Source organism: Kitasatospora sp. NPDC059327 (assembly GCF_042752535.1).
In the GTDB taxonomy this organism is placed as follows: Bacteria; Actinomycetota; Actinomycetes; order Streptomycetales; family Streptomycetaceae; genus Kitasatospora.
This window is the reverse complement of sequence record NZ_JBHYYB010000003.1, coordinates 206,655-222,233: the sequence shown is the minus strand read 5'-3', so window position 1 is coordinate 222,233 and position 15,579 is coordinate 206,655. Positions and strand designations below refer to the sequence as shown.

General features: G+C 71.9%; 14 protein-coding genes and 1 pseudogene. 5 read left to right on the top strand and 10 right to left on the bottom strand.

Going from position 1 to position 15,579, the window contains the following annotated elements:
- Positions 1-84: 84 nt before the first annotated feature.
- Both mqnP and ACFXHB_RS03465 read right to left on the bottom strand, forming a co-directional pair.
- Positions 85-990, bottom strand: a pseudogene (gene mqnP / locus ACFXHB_RS03470) (menaquinone biosynthesis prenyltransferase MqnP); the annotation flags it as partial.
- The gene (locus ACFXHB_RS03465) at positions 987-2,438 is read right to left on the bottom strand and encodes a menaquinone biosynthesis decarboxylase (RefSeq protein WP_380571684.1); all 1,452 of its coding nucleotides are present in this window, start codon (positions 2,436-2,438) and stop codon (positions 987-989) included. The gene ACFXHB_RS03465 and the pseudogene mqnP, both read right to left, overlap by 4 nt.
- A gap of 112 nt (positions 2,439-2,550) precedes the next feature.
- Between ACFXHB_RS03465 and ACFXHB_RS03460 the strand changes: the two genes are divergently transcribed.
- The 4 genes from ACFXHB_RS03460 (at position 2,551) to ACFXHB_RS03445 (ending at position 6,130) form a co-directional block, all read left to right on the top strand.
- Complete coding sequence (locus ACFXHB_RS03460) at positions 2,551-2,955, top strand: PLD nuclease N-terminal domain-containing protein (protein ID WP_380571681.1); 405 nt, start codon at positions 2,551-2,553, stop codon at positions 2,953-2,955.
- Between the two features lie 441 nt (positions 2,956-3,396).
- Complete coding sequence (locus ACFXHB_RS03455) at positions 3,397-4,998, top strand: acyl-CoA carboxylase subunit beta (protein WP_380571679.1); 1,602 nt, start codon at positions 3,397-3,399, stop codon at positions 4,996-4,998.
- Positions 4,999-5,058: 60 nt separating this feature from the next.
- Positions 5,059-5,271, top strand: a complete 213-nt coding sequence (locus ACFXHB_RS03450) for an acyl-CoA carboxylase epsilon subunit (protein ID WP_380571677.1) — start codon at positions 5,059-5,061, stop codon at positions 5,269-5,271.
- Positions 5,272-5,506: 235 nt separating this feature from the next.
- The gene (locus ACFXHB_RS03445) at positions 5,507-6,130 is read left to right on the top strand and encodes a ScbR family autoregulator-binding transcription factor (RefSeq protein ID WP_380571675.1); all 624 of its coding nucleotides are present in this window, start codon (positions 5,507-5,509) and stop codon (positions 6,128-6,130) included.
- Positions 6,131-6,177: 47 nt separating this feature from the next.
- On the opposite strand, the gene ACFXHB_RS03440 is transcribed toward ACFXHB_RS03445, so the two are convergent.
- Positions 6,178-6,783, bottom strand: coding sequence for a ScbR family autoregulator-binding transcription factor (locus tag ACFXHB_RS03440; RefSeq protein ID WP_380571672.1), 606 nt, complete (start codon positions 6,781-6,783; stop codon positions 6,178-6,180).
- Between the two features lie 350 nt (positions 6,784-7,133).
- On the opposite strand from ACFXHB_RS03440, the gene ACFXHB_RS03435 reads away from it, so the two are divergent.
- Complete coding sequence (locus tag ACFXHB_RS03435) at positions 7,134-8,186, top strand: ScbA/BarX family gamma-butyrolactone biosynthesis protein (protein WP_380571669.1); 1,053 nt, start codon at positions 7,134-7,136, stop codon at positions 8,184-8,186.
- A 56-nt stretch (positions 8,187-8,242) separates the two neighbouring features.
- Here ACFXHB_RS03435 and ACFXHB_RS03430 read toward each other — a convergent pair whose 3' ends face one another.
- The 7 genes from ACFXHB_RS03430 to hemL all read right to left on the bottom strand — a co-directional run bounded on the left by ACFXHB_RS03430 (position 8,243) and on the right by hemL (position 15,307).
- Positions 8,243-8,647 carry a hypothetical protein gene (locus ACFXHB_RS03430; RefSeq protein WP_380571667.1) on the bottom strand — a complete coding sequence of 135 codons (405 nt, stop codon included), beginning with the start codon at positions 8,645-8,647 and terminating at the stop codon, positions 8,243-8,245.
- A 124-nt stretch (positions 8,648-8,771) separates the two neighbouring features.
- Positions 8,772-9,902 carry a c-type cytochrome biogenesis protein CcsB gene (gene ccsB, locus ACFXHB_RS03425; protein ID WP_380571665.1) on the bottom strand — a complete coding sequence of 377 codons (1,131 nt, stop codon included), beginning with the start codon at positions 9,900-9,902 and terminating at the stop codon, positions 8,772-8,774.
- A 3-nt stretch (positions 9,903-9,905) separates the two neighbouring features.
- Positions 9,906-11,777: a cytochrome c biogenesis protein ResB gene (locus ACFXHB_RS03420; RefSeq protein ID WP_380571662.1), complete on the bottom strand. Its 1,872-nt coding sequence runs from the start codon at positions 11,775-11,777 to the stop codon at positions 9,906-9,908.
- Positions 11,778-11,779: 2 nt separating this feature from the next.
- Positions 11,780-12,553 (bottom strand): cytochrome c biogenesis CcdA family protein, encoded by a 774-nt coding sequence (locus ACFXHB_RS03415; RefSeq protein ID WP_380571660.1) that lies wholly within the window; start codon positions 12,551-12,553, stop codon positions 11,780-11,782.
- Entirely contained in the window at positions 12,550-13,155 is a 606-nt protein-coding gene (locus tag ACFXHB_RS03410; RefSeq protein WP_380571657.1) for a TlpA family protein disulfide reductase, read from the bottom strand. Before ACFXHB_RS03410 ends, ACFXHB_RS03415 begins: the two co-directional genes overlap by 4 nt.
- A 110-nt stretch (positions 13,156-13,265) precedes the next feature.
- Positions 13,266-13,913 (bottom strand): histidine phosphatase family protein, encoded by a 648-nt coding sequence (locus ACFXHB_RS03405; RefSeq protein WP_380571743.1) that lies wholly within the window; start codon positions 13,911-13,913, stop codon positions 13,266-13,268.
- A 62-nt stretch (positions 13,914-13,975) separates the two neighbouring features.
- Positions 13,976-15,307 (bottom strand): glutamate-1-semialdehyde 2,1-aminomutase, encoded by a 1,332-nt coding sequence (hemL, locus tag ACFXHB_RS03400; protein WP_380571655.1) that lies wholly within the window; start codon positions 15,305-15,307, stop codon positions 13,976-13,978.
- Positions 15,308-15,579: the final 272 nt, after the last annotated feature.

Sequence of the window (15,579 nt, the reverse complement as noted above, 5' to 3'; positions counted from 1 at the left end):
GTCGGTGACCGGCACCCGCATCCGCCTTGTACAACATCCCCATCGCCGGTCTCGCCCGTGTTTCGCGTGGTGCTCGGCCTTTCCCACCCCCGGCCCGCCCACGACCAGGTCCACCAGGGCGAAGAAGAACAGCGAGATGCCGACGAAGCCGTTGGTCTGGAAGAAGGCCCGGTTCAGCCTCGACAGGTCGCCCGGCTTCACGATGGTGTGCTCGTAGACGAACGCCCCCGCGACCACCAGCAGCCCGACCCAGAACGCCGGACCGGCGTCGGTCAGCACGGCGTACCAGCCGAGCAGCAGCGTGGTCAGCAGGTGGCAGACCCGGGCGCCCCGGATCGCCGCCGGCACCCCGAACCGCGCCGGCACCGAACGGACGTTCCCCGCCCGGTCGGAGGCGACGTCCTGGCAGGCGTAGATCAGGTCGAAGCCGCCGATCCAGATGCCCACCGCCGCGCCGAGCACGACGGCGTCCCAGGACCACGTGCCGGTGACGGCGAGCCAGGCGCCGATCGGGCCCATCGCCTGGGCCAGGCCGAGGATCGCCTGCGGGAAGTCGGTGAACCGCTTCCCGTACGGGTAGACCACCATCGGCACCACGGCGACCGGCGCCAGCGCCAGGCAGAGCGGGTTCAACAGCGCGGCGGCGCCGAGGAACACCACCAGCGCGACCGCCGAGCCGATGTACGCCGTCCTCACCGACACCGCGCCGGTGACCAGTTCGCGCCCGGCGGTACGCGGGTTCCGGGCGTCGATCTCCCGGTCGATGATCCGGTTGGCGGCCATCGCGAAGGTCCGCAGGCCGACCATGCAGACCGTGACGATGAACAACTCGCCCCAGTGCACCCGCTCGTCGGCGAGGAACATGGCCGTCAGCGCGGCGATGTAGGCGAAGGGCAGGGCGAAGACCGAGTGCTCGATCATCACCAGCCGCAGGAACGCCCTGACCTTGCCGGGCGGGACCTCGGGGAGCGCGGCAGCCGTACTCATCACAGCCCGTACTCCTTCCAGCGCCGGTCCACCAGCGCGGCCACGGCCGGGTCGGAGGACACCATCTCCGGCCAGCCGCCGTCCCGGGTGTACCCCTCCTCGGGCAGCTTGCGGGTCGCGTCGATGCCCGCCTTGCCACCCCAGAACTGCTGGTAGGAGGCGTGGTCGAGGTGGTCGACCGGCCCCTCGACGACGGTGAGGTCCCGGCTGTAGTCGACGTTGCCGAAGGCCCGCCAGGCGACTTCCTGGTAGTCGTGCACATCGCAGTCGGAGTCCACCACGATGATCAGCTTGGTCAGCGACATCATGTGGGCGCCCCAGATGGCGTGCATCGTCTTCTGGGCGTGCTTGGGGTACTTCTTGTCGATCGAGACGATCACGCAGTTGTGGAAGCCGCCGGCCTCGGGCAGGTCGTAGTCGACGATGTCCGGGATGATGATCTTCAACAGCGGCAGGAAGAACCGCTCGGTGAACTTGCCCAGCGGGCCGTCCTCCGTCGGCGGACGGCCGACCACGATGGACTGCAGGATCGGCCGCCGGCGCATCGTCACGCAGTCGATCGTCAGGGCCGGGAACGGCTCCTGCGGCGTGTAGAAGCCGGTGTGGTCGCCGAACGGGCCCTCGGGCAGCATCTCCCCGGGCTCCAGCCAGCCCTCCAGCACCACCTCGGCGTCGGCCGGGACCTGCAGCGGGACGGTCTTGCAGTCGACCATCCGCACCCGCTCCCCCGCCACGAAGCCGGCGAACAGGTACTCGTCGATGTCACCGGGCAGCGGCGCGGTGGCGGCGTAGGTGACGGCCGGCGGGCAGCCGAAGGCGATCGCGACCGGCAGCCGCTCACCGCGCTTCGCGGCCACCGCGTAGTGGTTGCGGCTGTCCTTGTGGATCTGCCAGTGCATGCCGATGGTCCGCCGGTCGTGCCGCTGCAGCCGGTAGAGGCCCAGGTTGCGGACGCCGCTGTCCGGGTCCTTGGTGTGGGTCAGGCCCAGGTTGAAGAAGGAGCCGCCGTCCAGCGGCCAGGTGAAGAGGGCGGGCAGCTCGTCCAGGTTGACGTCGTCGCCGGTGAGCACGACCTCCTGGACCGGGGCGTCCTTGACGTTCCTCGGGGGCACGTGGGCCATCGAGGCGAGCTTGCCGAAGGCGTCCCGGAACCCGGTGAAGCCGTGCGGCAGCTCCGGCCTGAGCAGTCCGGCGATCTTCTCGGCGATGTCCTCGGGCCCCTTGAGGCCCAGCGACTTGGCCAGCCGGCGCTCGGTGCCGAAGACGTTCATCGCCAGCGGCATCGACGAGCCCTTGACGTTCTCGAACAGCAGGGCCGGGCCCTTGGCCTTCTGGACCCGGTCGACGATCTCGCCGATCTCCAGATGGGGGTCCACCTCGGCCTTGATGCGCTTGAGATCGCCCTCGCGGTCGAGGGCCCGCAGAAACGAGCGGAGATCGTCGTATGCCATGCCAGCCAGTATCCGCCACCCGATAGCCTGGCTCGGTCAAGGGCCCCCGCGAAGCCGTCCGCCGCTTCGGGGCGGCCCGCCGCAACCGCCGTCGCCGGGGGAGATCGCCGCCGTGCTGAGGATCCTGACCTTCGTACTCCCGCTCGCCCTCTGGGTGTGGGCGTTCATCGACTGCCTGACCACGCCCGAGGACGAGGTGAAGCACCTGCCCAAGGTGGTCTGGGTGATCATCGTGCTGCTCTTCCCGCTGGTCGGCTCGATCGCCTGGCTGGTGGCCGGCAAGCGGCGCGGCGCCCCGCAGGCCCGCCCGGCGGGCGGCCCCGCAGGCTTCCCGGAGTACGAGCGCCCGCGCGGCGGCCGGCCGCTCGCGCCGGACGACGACCCGGAGTTCCTGGCCTCGTTGAAGAAGGACAACAAGCAGCACGAGGACATGCTCAAGCAGTGGGAGGCCGATCTGCGCCGCCGCGAGGAGGAGCTGCGCGGCAAGGACGAGCCGGAGGACGGCCGCAAGGGCTGAGCCGACTACCCCGGACAGCCCACCCGGAGGCCTTCGGGGTGGGCTGTGGCGTTTTTGGCGCATCCCTACGAGCGGCTGACCACCGAACACGCTGCACCACCCCGGCCCCGACCGGTCGGCAGCCCTCGGCCGGGAGCCTCGGAGCACCCCGCCCGGCACCGTCGCGGGCGCCCCTGACCTGCGCGTTCCCTCATGTTCAGATCATTTGCCCGAAGCCGTGGCGACAGCTTCGGGTAATCGAACGGACACCTATCGTGCGTAGCCCCACCGGCCGGTTTCTGTGCAGCCCTGACATCTAAACGGACGCGACCTTGTACAGAATCGACGCCGAAACCAGCGTGCGGCCCCTCGTACAGTCATAAGTGAAGAAAGTGATTCGCAGCCGGGGGCACAGCAGACGTTGGCTGTCGGACAGTTCCCTCACCCTTGGAGTGGTTCGAGATGACGGTTGTGCATGAGGCGCCGGTCGGCGACGAGGTCCCCGAGATCCCGGCCGACACCCACGGGCGCGTCGCCGAGCTGCACGAACTGCGCGACCAGGTCCGCCGCGGCCCGAGCGAGAAGGCCACCGAGGCCCAGCACGCCAAGGGCAAGCTGACCGCCCGCGAGCGCATCGAGCTGCTGCTCGACGAGGGCTCGTTCCACGAGGTCGAGCAGCTGCGCCGGCACCGCGCCACGGGCTTCGGCCTGGAGGCCAAGAAGCCGCACACCGACGGCGTGATCGTCGGCTGGGGCACCGTGCACGGCCGGACCGTCTTCACCTACGCCCACGACTTCCGGATCTTCGGCGGCGCCCTGGGCGAGGCCCACGCGCAGAAGATCCACAAGATCATGGACATGGCCATCGCGGCCGGTGCCCCGCTGGTCTCGCTGAACGACGGCGCGGGCGCCCGGATCCAGGAGGGCGTCACCGCCCTGGCCGGCTACGGCGGCATCTTCCAGCGCAACACCCGGGCCTCCGGCGTCATCCCGCAGATCTCGGTGATGCTCGGCCCGTGCGCCGGCGGCGCCGCGTACTCCCCGGCCCTGACCGACTTCATCTTCATGGTCCGCGAGACCTCGCAGATGTTCATCACCGGCCCGGACGTGGTCCAGGCCGTCACCGGCGAGAAGATCAGCCAGAACGGCCTCGGCGGCGCCGACGTCCACTCCGGGGTCTCCGGCGTCTCGCACTTCGCGTACGACGACGAGCAGTCCTGCATCGAGGAGGTCCGCTACCTCCTCTCGCTGCTGCCGCAGAACAACCGCGAGATGCCGCCGCCGGTCGTCAACGACGACCCGGTGGAGCGCCGCAACGACGTGCTGCTCGACCTGGTGCCGGCGGACGGCAACCGCCCGTACGACATGCGCAAGGTGATCGAGGAGATCGTCGACCACGGCGAGTACCTGGAGGTCCACGAGCGCTGGGCCACCAACGTGCTGTGCGTGCTGGCCCGGATCGACGGCCACGTCACCGGCATCATCGCCAACCAGCCCCAGTCGCTGGCCGGCGTCCTGGACATCAACGCGAGTGAGAAGGCCGCGCGCTTCGTCCAGATGTGCGACGCCTTCAACATCCCGCTGGTCACCATGCTCGACGTGCCCGGCTTCCTGCCCGGCGTCGACCAGGAGCACGACGGCATCATCCGGCACGGCGCCAAGCTGCTCTACGCCTACTGCAACGCCACCGTGCCGCGCATCCAGCTGATCCTGCGCAAGGCCTACGGCGGCGCGTACATCGTGATGGACTCCCGCTCGATCGGCGCGGACCTCTCGTTCGCCTGGCCGACCAACGAGATCGCCGTCATGGGCGCCGAGGGCGCCGCCAACGTGATCTTCCGCCGGGACATCAACGGCGCCGAGGACCCCGAGGCGATGCGGGCGCAGAAGATCAAGGAGTACAAGAGCGAACTGATGCACCCGTACTACGCGGCCGAGCGCGGCCTCGTGGACGACGTCATCGACCCGGCCGAGACCCGTCAGGTCCTGGCCTCCTCGCTGGCCATGCTGCGGACGAAGCACGCGGACCTGCCGAGCCGCAAGCACGGCAACCCGCCGATGTAGCACCGCGGTACCGCGCCACCGACCACACACCACACACGCGCCGGGGGAGAAACCGAAATCATGACCGCTTCCGCCGAACCTCTCGTCCGTATCGTCCGCGGCTCGCTCGACGCCGAGGAGCTCGCCGCCCTGACCGCCGTGCTGCTGGCCCGTGCCGCGGCCGCCCAGCAGGCCGCGGCGGCCGCCGCGCCGATCGAGCCGATCGCCAACTGGCAGCGCCTGGAGCGCCGCCCGGCCTACTACTCGCCGGTCAGCTGGCAGCAGGCCGCCTGACGGCCCAGCACGCCCGGTCCGACGGCCGGCCACCCTCCCGGGTGGCCGGCCGTCGGCGTTGCGGGGTGCGCGGCGCCCCGCGGCTCCCGCTCACGGCCCGCCCACGGCCGGCCGTCGCCCCGGTCCGGCCGGGGGCGGCTCGGTAGAATACCTACTGGACGGTATGCGCTCTTCGCGCCGTCGGCGCCCTAGGATCAGCCGCTGCCGAGCACCAGAACTATCCAGGGAGGCCGCGATGGCCAGGCAGGCCCGGGCACTGGCGACCCGCCAGGCAGTACTCCTCGCCGCGGCCGAGGTCTTCGACGAGCGCGGGTACGCGGCGGCCACCATGGCGGAGATCCTGGAACGGGCCGGCGTCACCAAAGGGGCGCTGTACTTCCACTTCCACTCCAAGGAGGAGCTGGCGCTGGCCGTGATCGAGGGTCAGGCCGCCTGGCTCGCCACCTGGCAGCCGACCTCCGAGAGCCCGGTGCAGACCCTGATCGACCTGGGCTACGCCTTCGCCCACGCCCTGCTGGACGACCCGCTGGTCCGCGGCAGCATCCGGCTGACCATCGAGCACGGCAGCTTCACCCAACCGCAGATCGAGGCCTACCAGGGCTGGTCGGACGCGGCGCACGAGCTGCTGGAGCGGGCCCGGGAGGCGGGCGAGCTGCACCCGGGACTGGACGTCGCGGCGGCGGCCGGGGTGATCACCGGAGCGGTGACCGGGATCCAGCTGAGCTCCCAGGTGCTGGCCGGCCGCCAGGACCTGCCGCGACGGATGACCGACCTCTGGACGCTGCTGCTGCCGGGCCTGGTCCAGCCGCACGCGCTCGCCCGGCTCAGCGTGGCCGATCGGGCCCCGGGCGGGGCCTGAGCGACGCCTGCGGCGGGTCCGGCGGCGTCCCGGGGCGGGACGCGACGCTACGGCGCGCAGGTGCGGTAGGCGCCGCAGCGGTCCCCCGGCACCAGCGCGGGCAGCGCGGCGGCCCACAGGCCCCGCACCGACTCCGGGCGCAGCCGGCCGGCGTCCTCGGGGGCGAGCAGCACCAGTCCGGCCGCCAGGGTGGTGAGCAGTTCGGCGCCGCGCCGGAGGTCCAGCCCCGGGCGCAGTTCACCGGCGGCCGCGGCGCGTTCCAGCAGCCGGCGGACCACGGCGGTCAGGCTGCGCCAGGCGTCCGCGCCACCCCGGGCGCCCTGGCCGAGCAGGACGCCGGCCCGGACCACGACGTCCTCGCGGAGCAGCCGGGCCAGTTCGTGCGAGAAGTCGATCAGGCCCTGGAGGGCCGGTCCGCCGCCGCGCAGGGCGCGCAGCGCGGCCGAGCCGATCTCGCGGCCGGCCGCGGCGCGGACGCCGTCGGCGAGCGCCTGCTTGGAGACGAAGTGGAAGTAGAGCGCGCCCTTGCTGACGCCCGCCCGGCGGCTGATGTCGATCAGGCTGGCGGATTCGAACCCCGCGTCCGCGAAGGTGTCCGCCGCCGCGAGCAGGACGGCCTGCCTGGTCCGACCAGCGCGTTCCTGCTTGACCACTCGGCCCCTCCGGCCTCGGCCTCGGCGAGATCGCGGCTCGCCCGGCTGCTGTCAGGGCGTCGTCGTCGGTGGTGCGACGCCTCACCTGCGGGACGGGCCATCCCAAACCGCATGGTTGGTATCTAATCTAGCCCCTCGCTCGGCGACGCCGTCCAGGGGGGAGCGACCCCCGTCCGGGGCCCGGACTTCTGCCCTCGGGACGTTCCCGCGGCCCCTCACCCGGGTACCGTGATCACGCGGAGTGCTCGGCAACCGGGACCCCGCCAGTGGAACGCAAACCGGGTGGTCTGTATGTTTTACCGAGGCCGTCTGCGCGGCCGGTCGGCCGAGACCCGGGAGTGGGGCCAGTCATGCCATCGATCGTAGATCCGGACGCCGACTACCCCTACCCCCACCCCGGTCCCGGCTACGACTTCCACGAGCGGACCGTCTCCCGGCACCTGGTGCACCGCTCCGCCGTGTCCGACGTGCTCATCACGGGCTGGCAGGCCACCGGCCCGTTCGACTTCCTGCTCGGCGCGCAATGGCCCCGGCTGCACGGCTTCTACCGGCTCGCCGACGACCGGCACCACGACCCGGTGCTGATGGCCGAGACCGTCCGCCAGGCCGCCCTGCTGATCGGCCACGTCGGCTTCGGCGTGCCGCTCGGAGACCACTTCGCGATCGACGAACTCTGCTACTCGCTCGGCCCGGCCGGCCTGGAGGGCCTCGCCGTGACCACCGGGCCCGCCTCGCTGATGCTCAAGGTCGGCTGCCAGGACGTCCGGATGCGGCACGGCCGGCCGGCCTCCCTGCGGGTCCACGTCGAGATCGAACGGGACGGACGTCCGGTCGGCCACGGCTCCGGAGAGCTACGAGTGCTCTCCCCCGTCGCGTACACCCGGCTGCGCGGACCGGGCCCGCGGCCGGCCGGCCCCCGGCTGCCCGGCGCCCCGACCGGGATGACCCTGGCGCACCCCGTGCCCACCGCGCCCGAGCTGGTCGGCCGCGAGCGTGCCGCCGATGTGGTGCTCGGCTCGGCCCTGGGGCCGGACAGCTGGCTGCTGCGGGTCGATCCCGGCCATCCGGTGCTGTTCGACCCGGCGGCGGACCACGTCCCCGGGATGCTGGTGCTGGAGGCGGCCCGGCAGGCCGCCCAGCGGCTGCGGTACCCCGACCCGGTGGTCCCGGTCGAGCTGCAGTGCTCCTTCGACCGCTTCATCGAGCTGGACCGGCCCTGCCTGGTGCGGGCCGTGCGCGAGAGCTGCTCGGCCGGCCGGCGGGTGCCGGTCCGGGTCCAGCTGATCCAGGACGGCCGCACGGCGGCCGAGTGCCGGCTGCTGACCGAGCCGGCCCGGCAGGAGGCGCTCGACGGCTGCCCCGCCGGCTCCGGACGCGAGCGGGGCCTGCCGCTCGCCAGCTGACCCCGGACCGGTGGGTCCGGGACCGACGGGCGGCCGGCAGGCCCCGGGCGGGCCCGTCAGGCGGCGACCAGCGCGGCCGGGCGCCCGGCGTGCATCACGCTGAGGTTGGCGGCCAGCCGGAGCGGGTCCTGCGCCAGCCAGAGCCGCAGCGCGGCGCCCAGCATGGCGCTGGCCGAGCCGATCCGCACCTCGGTCACCTGCGCGATCCGGGCCGCGCCCGGCACCAGCAGGTCGGCCAGCGGGGTCGGCAGCCAGACCGTCAGGGCGCAGGGCGCGGGCGCCGTGAGGGCTCCCAGCAGCCGGTAGGCGTCGGCCCGCGAGCTGAGCGTGGGGATGATGTCCAGCAGGCCGTCGGCGACGACCTCGGACACGTCGCTGCGGTGCCCCTGGGCGAGTCTGCGGAGCAGCGTGCGCTCGGCAGCGGTGATTCGGACGGTCAGCATGACCTCGTCGCACTCCATCGCGCGATTTCCTCCTCGTTCCTCCCCGTACCGGCTCGGGTTGGCCGGCACGAACTACCCCTGTCACACCTCGGCCCGGCTTCCTCCCTGTGCGGAGCGCCGGGCCGTGGGTGGCTTCCTCCGGTCAGATCCCCGCGTAGGAGTGCTTTCCGGTGACGAAGATGTTGACGCCGTAGTAGTTGAACAACCAGCAGGCGAACGCCGCCAGGGCCAGATAGGCGGCCTTGCGGCCCTTCCAGCCGGCGGTGGCGCGGGCGTGCAGGTAGCAGGCGTAGGCGACCCAGGTGATGAACGACCAGGTCTCCTTCGGGTCCCACTCCCAGTACTTGCCCCAGGCGGCCTCGGCCCAGATCGCGCCCGCGATGATGGTGAAGGTCCACAGCGGGAAGACCAGCGCGTTGATCCGGTAGGACAGCTTGTCGAGCGTGGACGCGGCGGGCAGGCGCTGCCAGACGGACGCCGAGGTGCCGAGCGGGCCGGTGGTCAGGCCGGCCGCCGTCCGCTTGTCGAAGGAGTCCTTGCCCAGGTACAGCAGGGTCGCGATGAAGGCCGCGTAGAAGGCGCCGCCGCAGACGATCGCGGTGGAGACGTGGATCGCCAGCCAGTACGAGTGCAGCGCCGGGACGAGCTGCTCGGACTCGGTGTACAGCACCTGGGTGGCGATGCCGAGGGTGAGCACGACGGCCAGGGTGACCGGCAGACCGAGCCAGCGGACGGGCTTCTTCGAGGCCAGCAGACCGAGGTAGGCGACCGTCATGGCCAGCGCGAAGGCGCAGGAGAACTCGTACATGTTGCCCCACGGCCAGCGGGACACCGAGAGGCCGCGGGTGATCACGCCACCCACGTGCAGCAGTGCGCCGAGGACGGTGAGCGAGACCGCGATCCGGCCGGCCAGGTCGGCCCTCTCGCTGGTGCCGGCGGCGCCGGGGCCGTCCTCCTCGTCCTGGCCGCGACCGCTGGTGACCACGGTGGCCCCCTCGCCCGCCAGGGCGGTGCGGGTGAGCGTGGTGGTCCCGCCGCCGGCCGAGGCGACCGTGACGGTGACCTTCTTGCCGCCCTTCGCCTCGGCGGCGGCGACCGTCTCGGCCAGGCTGCCCGCCTGCGCGGACGAGCGGACGGCGACGGCGCCCTTGCTGCCGAAGGTCCACTCGAACATGTGGGCGAGCATGGCGATCGTATAGACGGCCATCGCCGAATAGATCAGCTTGTTGGAGAGGTCGGCCAGTTGGGGGTCGACCGCCGAGGCGAGATGCACCGTCTACTCCTTGGAGTTCTGGTCGGCAGGGACTGCGGGGTCTGCGGGCGCCGAGGCCTCGTCGGCCGGGTCGGCCCCGTCGGTCTCGTCGTGGGGGCGGCCGGCGGGCGCACCCGGCCCGGGTACCGACTCGGGGGCGGACTCGGCGTCGGAATCGGCGTCGGAATCGGCGTCGGAATCGGGCTCGGGCCCGGGCCCGGACTCCCGCCCGGACTCGGGCCCGGACTCCGGCTCGTCGGTCGCCGGAGCGTCGTCCTGGAGGTCCACCGCCAGCTCGGCCAGCTCCTCGGCGATCTTCGCCGACTCACTGCGGCCCAGCCCGGCCAGCTCGACCAGGGTGCCGCCGTCGGGCAGTGCCACCGCCCGCACCCAGATCCGGCGCCGCTGCACGAAGAGCGAGCCGATCAGGCCGAGGATCGCCAGCACGCCGCCGGCCAGGGCGATCGCGTTGCCCGGACGGTGCGAGATGTTGAAGCTCGCCCACTGCTTGTAGCCCTCGAAGGTGACGCTGCCGTAGCCGTCCGGCAGCGCCCACGCCTGGCCCGGCTTCAGCCGGACCTTGGCGATCTTGCCGTCCTGCTGCAGCTGGGTCAGGTTCTTGGTGTTGAGCTGGTAGACGTTCTGCGGCAGGCCGGAGTCGGTGCCGAGGTCGCCCGCGAAGGCGTTCAGCACCAGCGCCGGGTCCGCGTCGCCGGGGAACAGCGAGCGCGGGCCGGTGTTCGCGTCGAAGGCCACCGGAGCGGTCGGCAGGAAGAAGCCGGAGAAGCCCATCTGGGTCTTCTTGCCGTCCTTGTCGCCGTAGTCGGAGACCTTGATGACGCCGGTGGAGGTCAGGTTGGGGTCCTGCGGCAGGAAGGGCGTCGCACCGGTGTAGACGACGGTCCCGGCGGCGTTGCGCACGGTGATCACCGGGGCGTAGCCGTGGCCGATCAGGTAGACCTTGCTGCCGCCGATCTCCAGCGGGTGGTTGACCTCGATCTCGCCCCGCTTGAGCTTCGACGCGTCGCTGCCCGCGTAGTACTGGACGTTCGCGGTGAACTGCCGGGCGGCGCCGATCTGGTCGCCGTTGGTCTGGAAGCGGGAGGTGAAGTCGTCGAGCTTCAGGTAGAACGGGTCGAGGTCCTGGGAGCCGTAGAACCGCGAGCCGGTGAAGTCGTCGAGCTGGGTGATCGTGTTGGAGTAGCCCTCGCCGGCCACCATCAGCTTGCCGCCGGTGCCGCTGGCCAGGCTCGCCCAGGCGAAGCCGCCGAGCAGCGCGAACAGCGACAGGTGGAAGACCAGGTTGCCGACCTCGCGCAGGTAGCCCTTCTCGGCGGCCACCGAACCGCCGGCGAGGTCCGCCCGGAACCGGCGGCGGCGCAGCAGCCGGTGCGCGGCGGCGTTCACCGCGGCGGCGTCCGCCTCGGTGCGCCAGGCCGCGTAGACCGGCATCCGGGTCAGGTTGCGCGGCGCGGCCGGCGGCTGGGCACGCAGCACGCCGACGAACTGCCAGGTGCGCGGGACGATGCAGCCGGCCAGCGAGACGAACAGCAGGATGTAGATCGCCGAGAACCAGACCGAGCTGTAGACGTCGAACAGCTGGAGCTTCTGGTAGATCGGCGCGACCGTGGTGTGCTGCGCCTTCCAGGTCTCGACCTTGAAGGCGTTCTGGCCGTTCTGCGGGATCAGCGAGCCCGGGATGGCGGCCAGCGAGAGCAGGAAGAGCAGGATCAGCGCGACCCGCATCGAGGTCAGCTGGCGCCACATCCAGCGCAACCAGCCGAACGCCCCTATGCCGCCGGGGCCGTCCGACTCGACCGGGGCGGTGGTCAGCCGTTCGGCCGCCTCCTCGACCGCCTGCGGCGGCGGCTCGGTCTCGGTCGTGGTCTTGCTCACGGTCAGATTCCGATCTGGAAGTCGGCGGTCCAGGACTGCATGTCGTTCACCATCGAGTCCCAGACCCCGGTGACGAGCAGCAGACCGACCGCGACGAGCATGCCGCCGCCGATCCGCATGACGAGCGGGTAGTGCCGCTTGACCCAGCCGAAGGCGCCCAGCGCCCGGCGGAAGGCCACCGCGGCCACGACGAACGGTACGCCGAGGCCCAGGCAGTAGGCCGTCATCAGCAGCGCGGCGCGACCGGCGTCGGCCTCGTTGAGCGCCAGGTTCTGGACGGCGGACAGGGTCGGGCCGAGGCAGGGGGTCCAGCCGACGCCGAAGACCACGCCCAGCATCGGCGCGCCGAGCAGGCCGACCGCCGGGCGGCGGTGCGAGCGCAGCTCACGCATGCTCAGCCCCGGCACCAGCCCCATGAAGGCCAGGCCCATGACGATGGTCAGCGCGCCGAGCACGATCGAGATGACCCGCTTGTGCTCCTGCAGGGTCGAGCCGAAGTAGCCGAACAGCGCGCCGCCGGAGACGAAGACGGCGGTGAAGCCGAGGATGAACAGCAGCGCCCCGGCCAGCATCCGGCCGCGCCGGGCCCCGCGCGCGTCCGCGAGGTCGGCGGCCGAGAAGCCGGTGACGTACGACAGGTAGCCGGGCACCAGCGGCAGCACGCACGGCGAGAAGAACGAGGCCAGGCCGGCCACCAGCGCGATCGGCGCGGCCACCAGCAGCGCCCCGCTCTGGATGGTCCCGGTGGTGTCGGCGAGCTGGACGACCGCGCTCACGGCTGCTCCGCGAGCACCGGCTGGATGATCGACTCCAGGGCGTCGTCGAGCTGGCCGCCGATCGCCCGGGCGGCGAGCTTGCCCTCGCGGTCGACCACGATGGTGGTCGGCACGGACTGCGGGTTGAGGCTGCCCTTGGGGAACTTCAGCAGCTGGGCGCCGGCCGGGTCGTACAGGCTCGGGTAGGTGACGCCCCGCTCCTGCTCGAAGCGGACGGCGTTGGTGATCTCCGGGTCCCGGGTGTTGATGCCGAGGAACTGGACACCCTGGTCCTTGTACTTGTCCCAGACCCGCTGGAGGTCGTCCGCCTCGGCCCGGCACGGCCCGCACCAGGAGCCCCAGACGTTGAGGACGACGACCTTGCCGCGGTAGTCGGCGAGCTTGACCGGGGTGCCCTCCAGGGTGCTGCCGGAGAGGTCCGGCGCGTCCTGGCGGTGCCCCACCGCGGCCTTGGAGATGTTGCTGCCCTTGGCCGAGACGAAGCCGATCTGGCCGTCACCGCCGGCCGACGAACCGGAGGAGGAGCAGCCGCTGAGGACGATCGCGGCAGCGGCGGCGGTGGCGGCGGCCGCTGCGGCGCGACGGGGACGGGGGCGCGTCATGCCAGACATGTGAAAAGTTTCGCATGGAGTTCCGGGCAGGTTCGGGGGGGTCCGACATTCCGTGTCGAACCCCCTCTGACCTGCGGTCGGACCGGACCCCTCGAAGCCGGTCAGGCGCCGAAGCTCTTACCCACCGGCTTGCTCCGGCCGCCCTTGCCGACCAGGTGCGCGGGCAGCAGGTCGCGGGCCGGCTCGCGGTAGCCGACCGAGACGATCCGGTCGCCCTCGTAGGTGAAGCTGGTCAGCGAGGCCAGCGAGCACTGCCGGTTGCGCGGGTCGTGCCAGAGCCGGCGGCGCTCCACGAAGGAGCGCACGATCCAGATCGGCAGCTGGTGGCTGACGCAGACCGCCTCGTGGCCGCGGGCGGCGTCCCGGGCCGCGGCCAGCGCGCCCATCATCCGCACCGCCTGCTCCAGGTAGGGCTCGCCCCAGGACGGCTTGAACGGGTTGGTCAGGTACTTCCAGTAGCCCGGGTTCTTCAGCGAACCGTCGCCGACCCCGAAGGTCTTGCCCTGGAAGACGTTGTCGGCCTCGATCAGCCGCTCGTCGACCGCGAGGTCCAGGCCGTGCGACTTCGCGATCGGCTCGGCGGTCTCCTGCGCCCGCTCCAGCGGGGACGCCACCACATGGGTGATGTCCCGGCCGGCCAGGTCCTCGGCGACCCGGTCTGCCATCCGCCGGCCCAGCTCGGACAGCCGGTAGCCGGGCAGGCGGCCGTACAGGACGCCCTCCGGGTTGTGCACCTCACCGTGGCGCATCAGGTGCACGACGGTGGTCTCGTTGGCGCTCACTTCTCAGTACTCCTGGGGTTCGGCCGCGACTACGCGGGCTGGGCCTCGGCGGCCGCGCGGGCGGCGGCCGGCAGTGCGGCGGCGATCCGCCCGATCGCCCGCTCGTCGTGGGACGCCGAGACGAACCAGGACTCGAAGGCGGACGGCGGGAGGTAGACGCCCTCGGCGAGCATCGCGTGGAAGAAGGCGTTGAAGCGGAACGCCTCCTGGGTCCTCGCCTCGTCGTAGTTGGTCACGGCGGCCTCGGTGAAGAACACCGAGAACATGTTCCCGGCGGTCTGCAGCCGGTGCGCCACGCCCTCCTTGGTCAGAGCGTCGGAGACCATCGTCGACACCTCGGCGGCCACCCGGTCCACCGTCGCGTACACCTCGTCTGTGCAGCCGCGCAGCTGGGCCAGGCCGGCCGCGGTGGCGATCGGGTTCCCGGAGAGGGTGCCGGCCTGGTAGACCGGGCCGGCCGGCGCCAGGTGGCCCATCACGTCGGCGCGGCCGCCGAAGGCCGCCGCCGGGAAGCCGCCGCCCATCACCTTGCCGAAGGTGAGCAGGTCCGGCGCCCAGCCCTCGTTCGCCGCCTCCAGGCCGTACCAGCCCGCCTTGGAGACGCGGAAGCCGGTCATCACCTCGTCCGAGATGAACAGCGCGCCGTTCTCCCGGCAGAGCCGGGCCAGGCCGCCGTTGAAACCGGGCAGCGGCGGGACGACGCCCATGTTGCCGGGCGAGGCCTCGGTGATCACGCAGGCGATCTCGCCCGGGTGCGCCCGGAAGGCCTGCTCGACCGCGGCCAGGTCGTTGTACGGCAGCACGATGGTGTCGCCGGCCTGGGCGCCGGTGACGCCCGGGGTGTCCGGCAGGCCGAAGGTCGCGACGCCGGAGCCGGCGGCGGCCAGCAGCGCGTCCACGTGCCCGTGGTAGCAGCCGGCGAACTTCACGATCTTGGCCCGGCCGGTGAAGCCGCGGGCCAGCCGGATCGCCGACATGGTCGCCTCGGTGCCCGAGGAGACCAGGCGGACCTGCTCGACCGGGGCGACCCGGGCGACGATCTCCTCCGCCAGCTCGACCTCGCCCTGGCCGGGCGTGCCGAAGGAGGTGCCGTTGCCGACGGCCCGCTGCACGGCGTCGATCACCGCGGGGTGCGCGTGGCCGAGGATCATCGGGCCCCACGAGCACACCAGGTCGACGTACTCGCGGCCGTCGGCGTCGGTGAGGTAGGGGCCGGTGCCGGACACCATGAAGCGCGGCGTGCCGCCGACCGCGCGGAAGGCGCGCACCGGGGAGTTCACGCCGCCGGGCGTGACGACCGAGGCGCGGTCGAAGAGCGACTGGGACTGGGGGGCTTCGTAGGGGTAGCTCACGGGAGACATGGTCTCAAATCGTGTCCTTCACCTCTGCATGTCGGACCTCATCATCTGGAACGATGATCCGGGCGACGAATTCTGTACGGTTATCCGTACAACGGGGCCCCTGGCGACTCCGGCCGCACGGACCAGTCAGACTGTGTACTCCGGGTGTGCGCGGGCTCCGGGTGTTTCAGGGGTGTGAAGAGGACTGCCGCGTGCCGTGACTGGGTACGGCGGCGCATGACGGGTAAGGAGCACGGCCGGTGGGACGCCGGACGTGCGGGGGTCTGTCGATT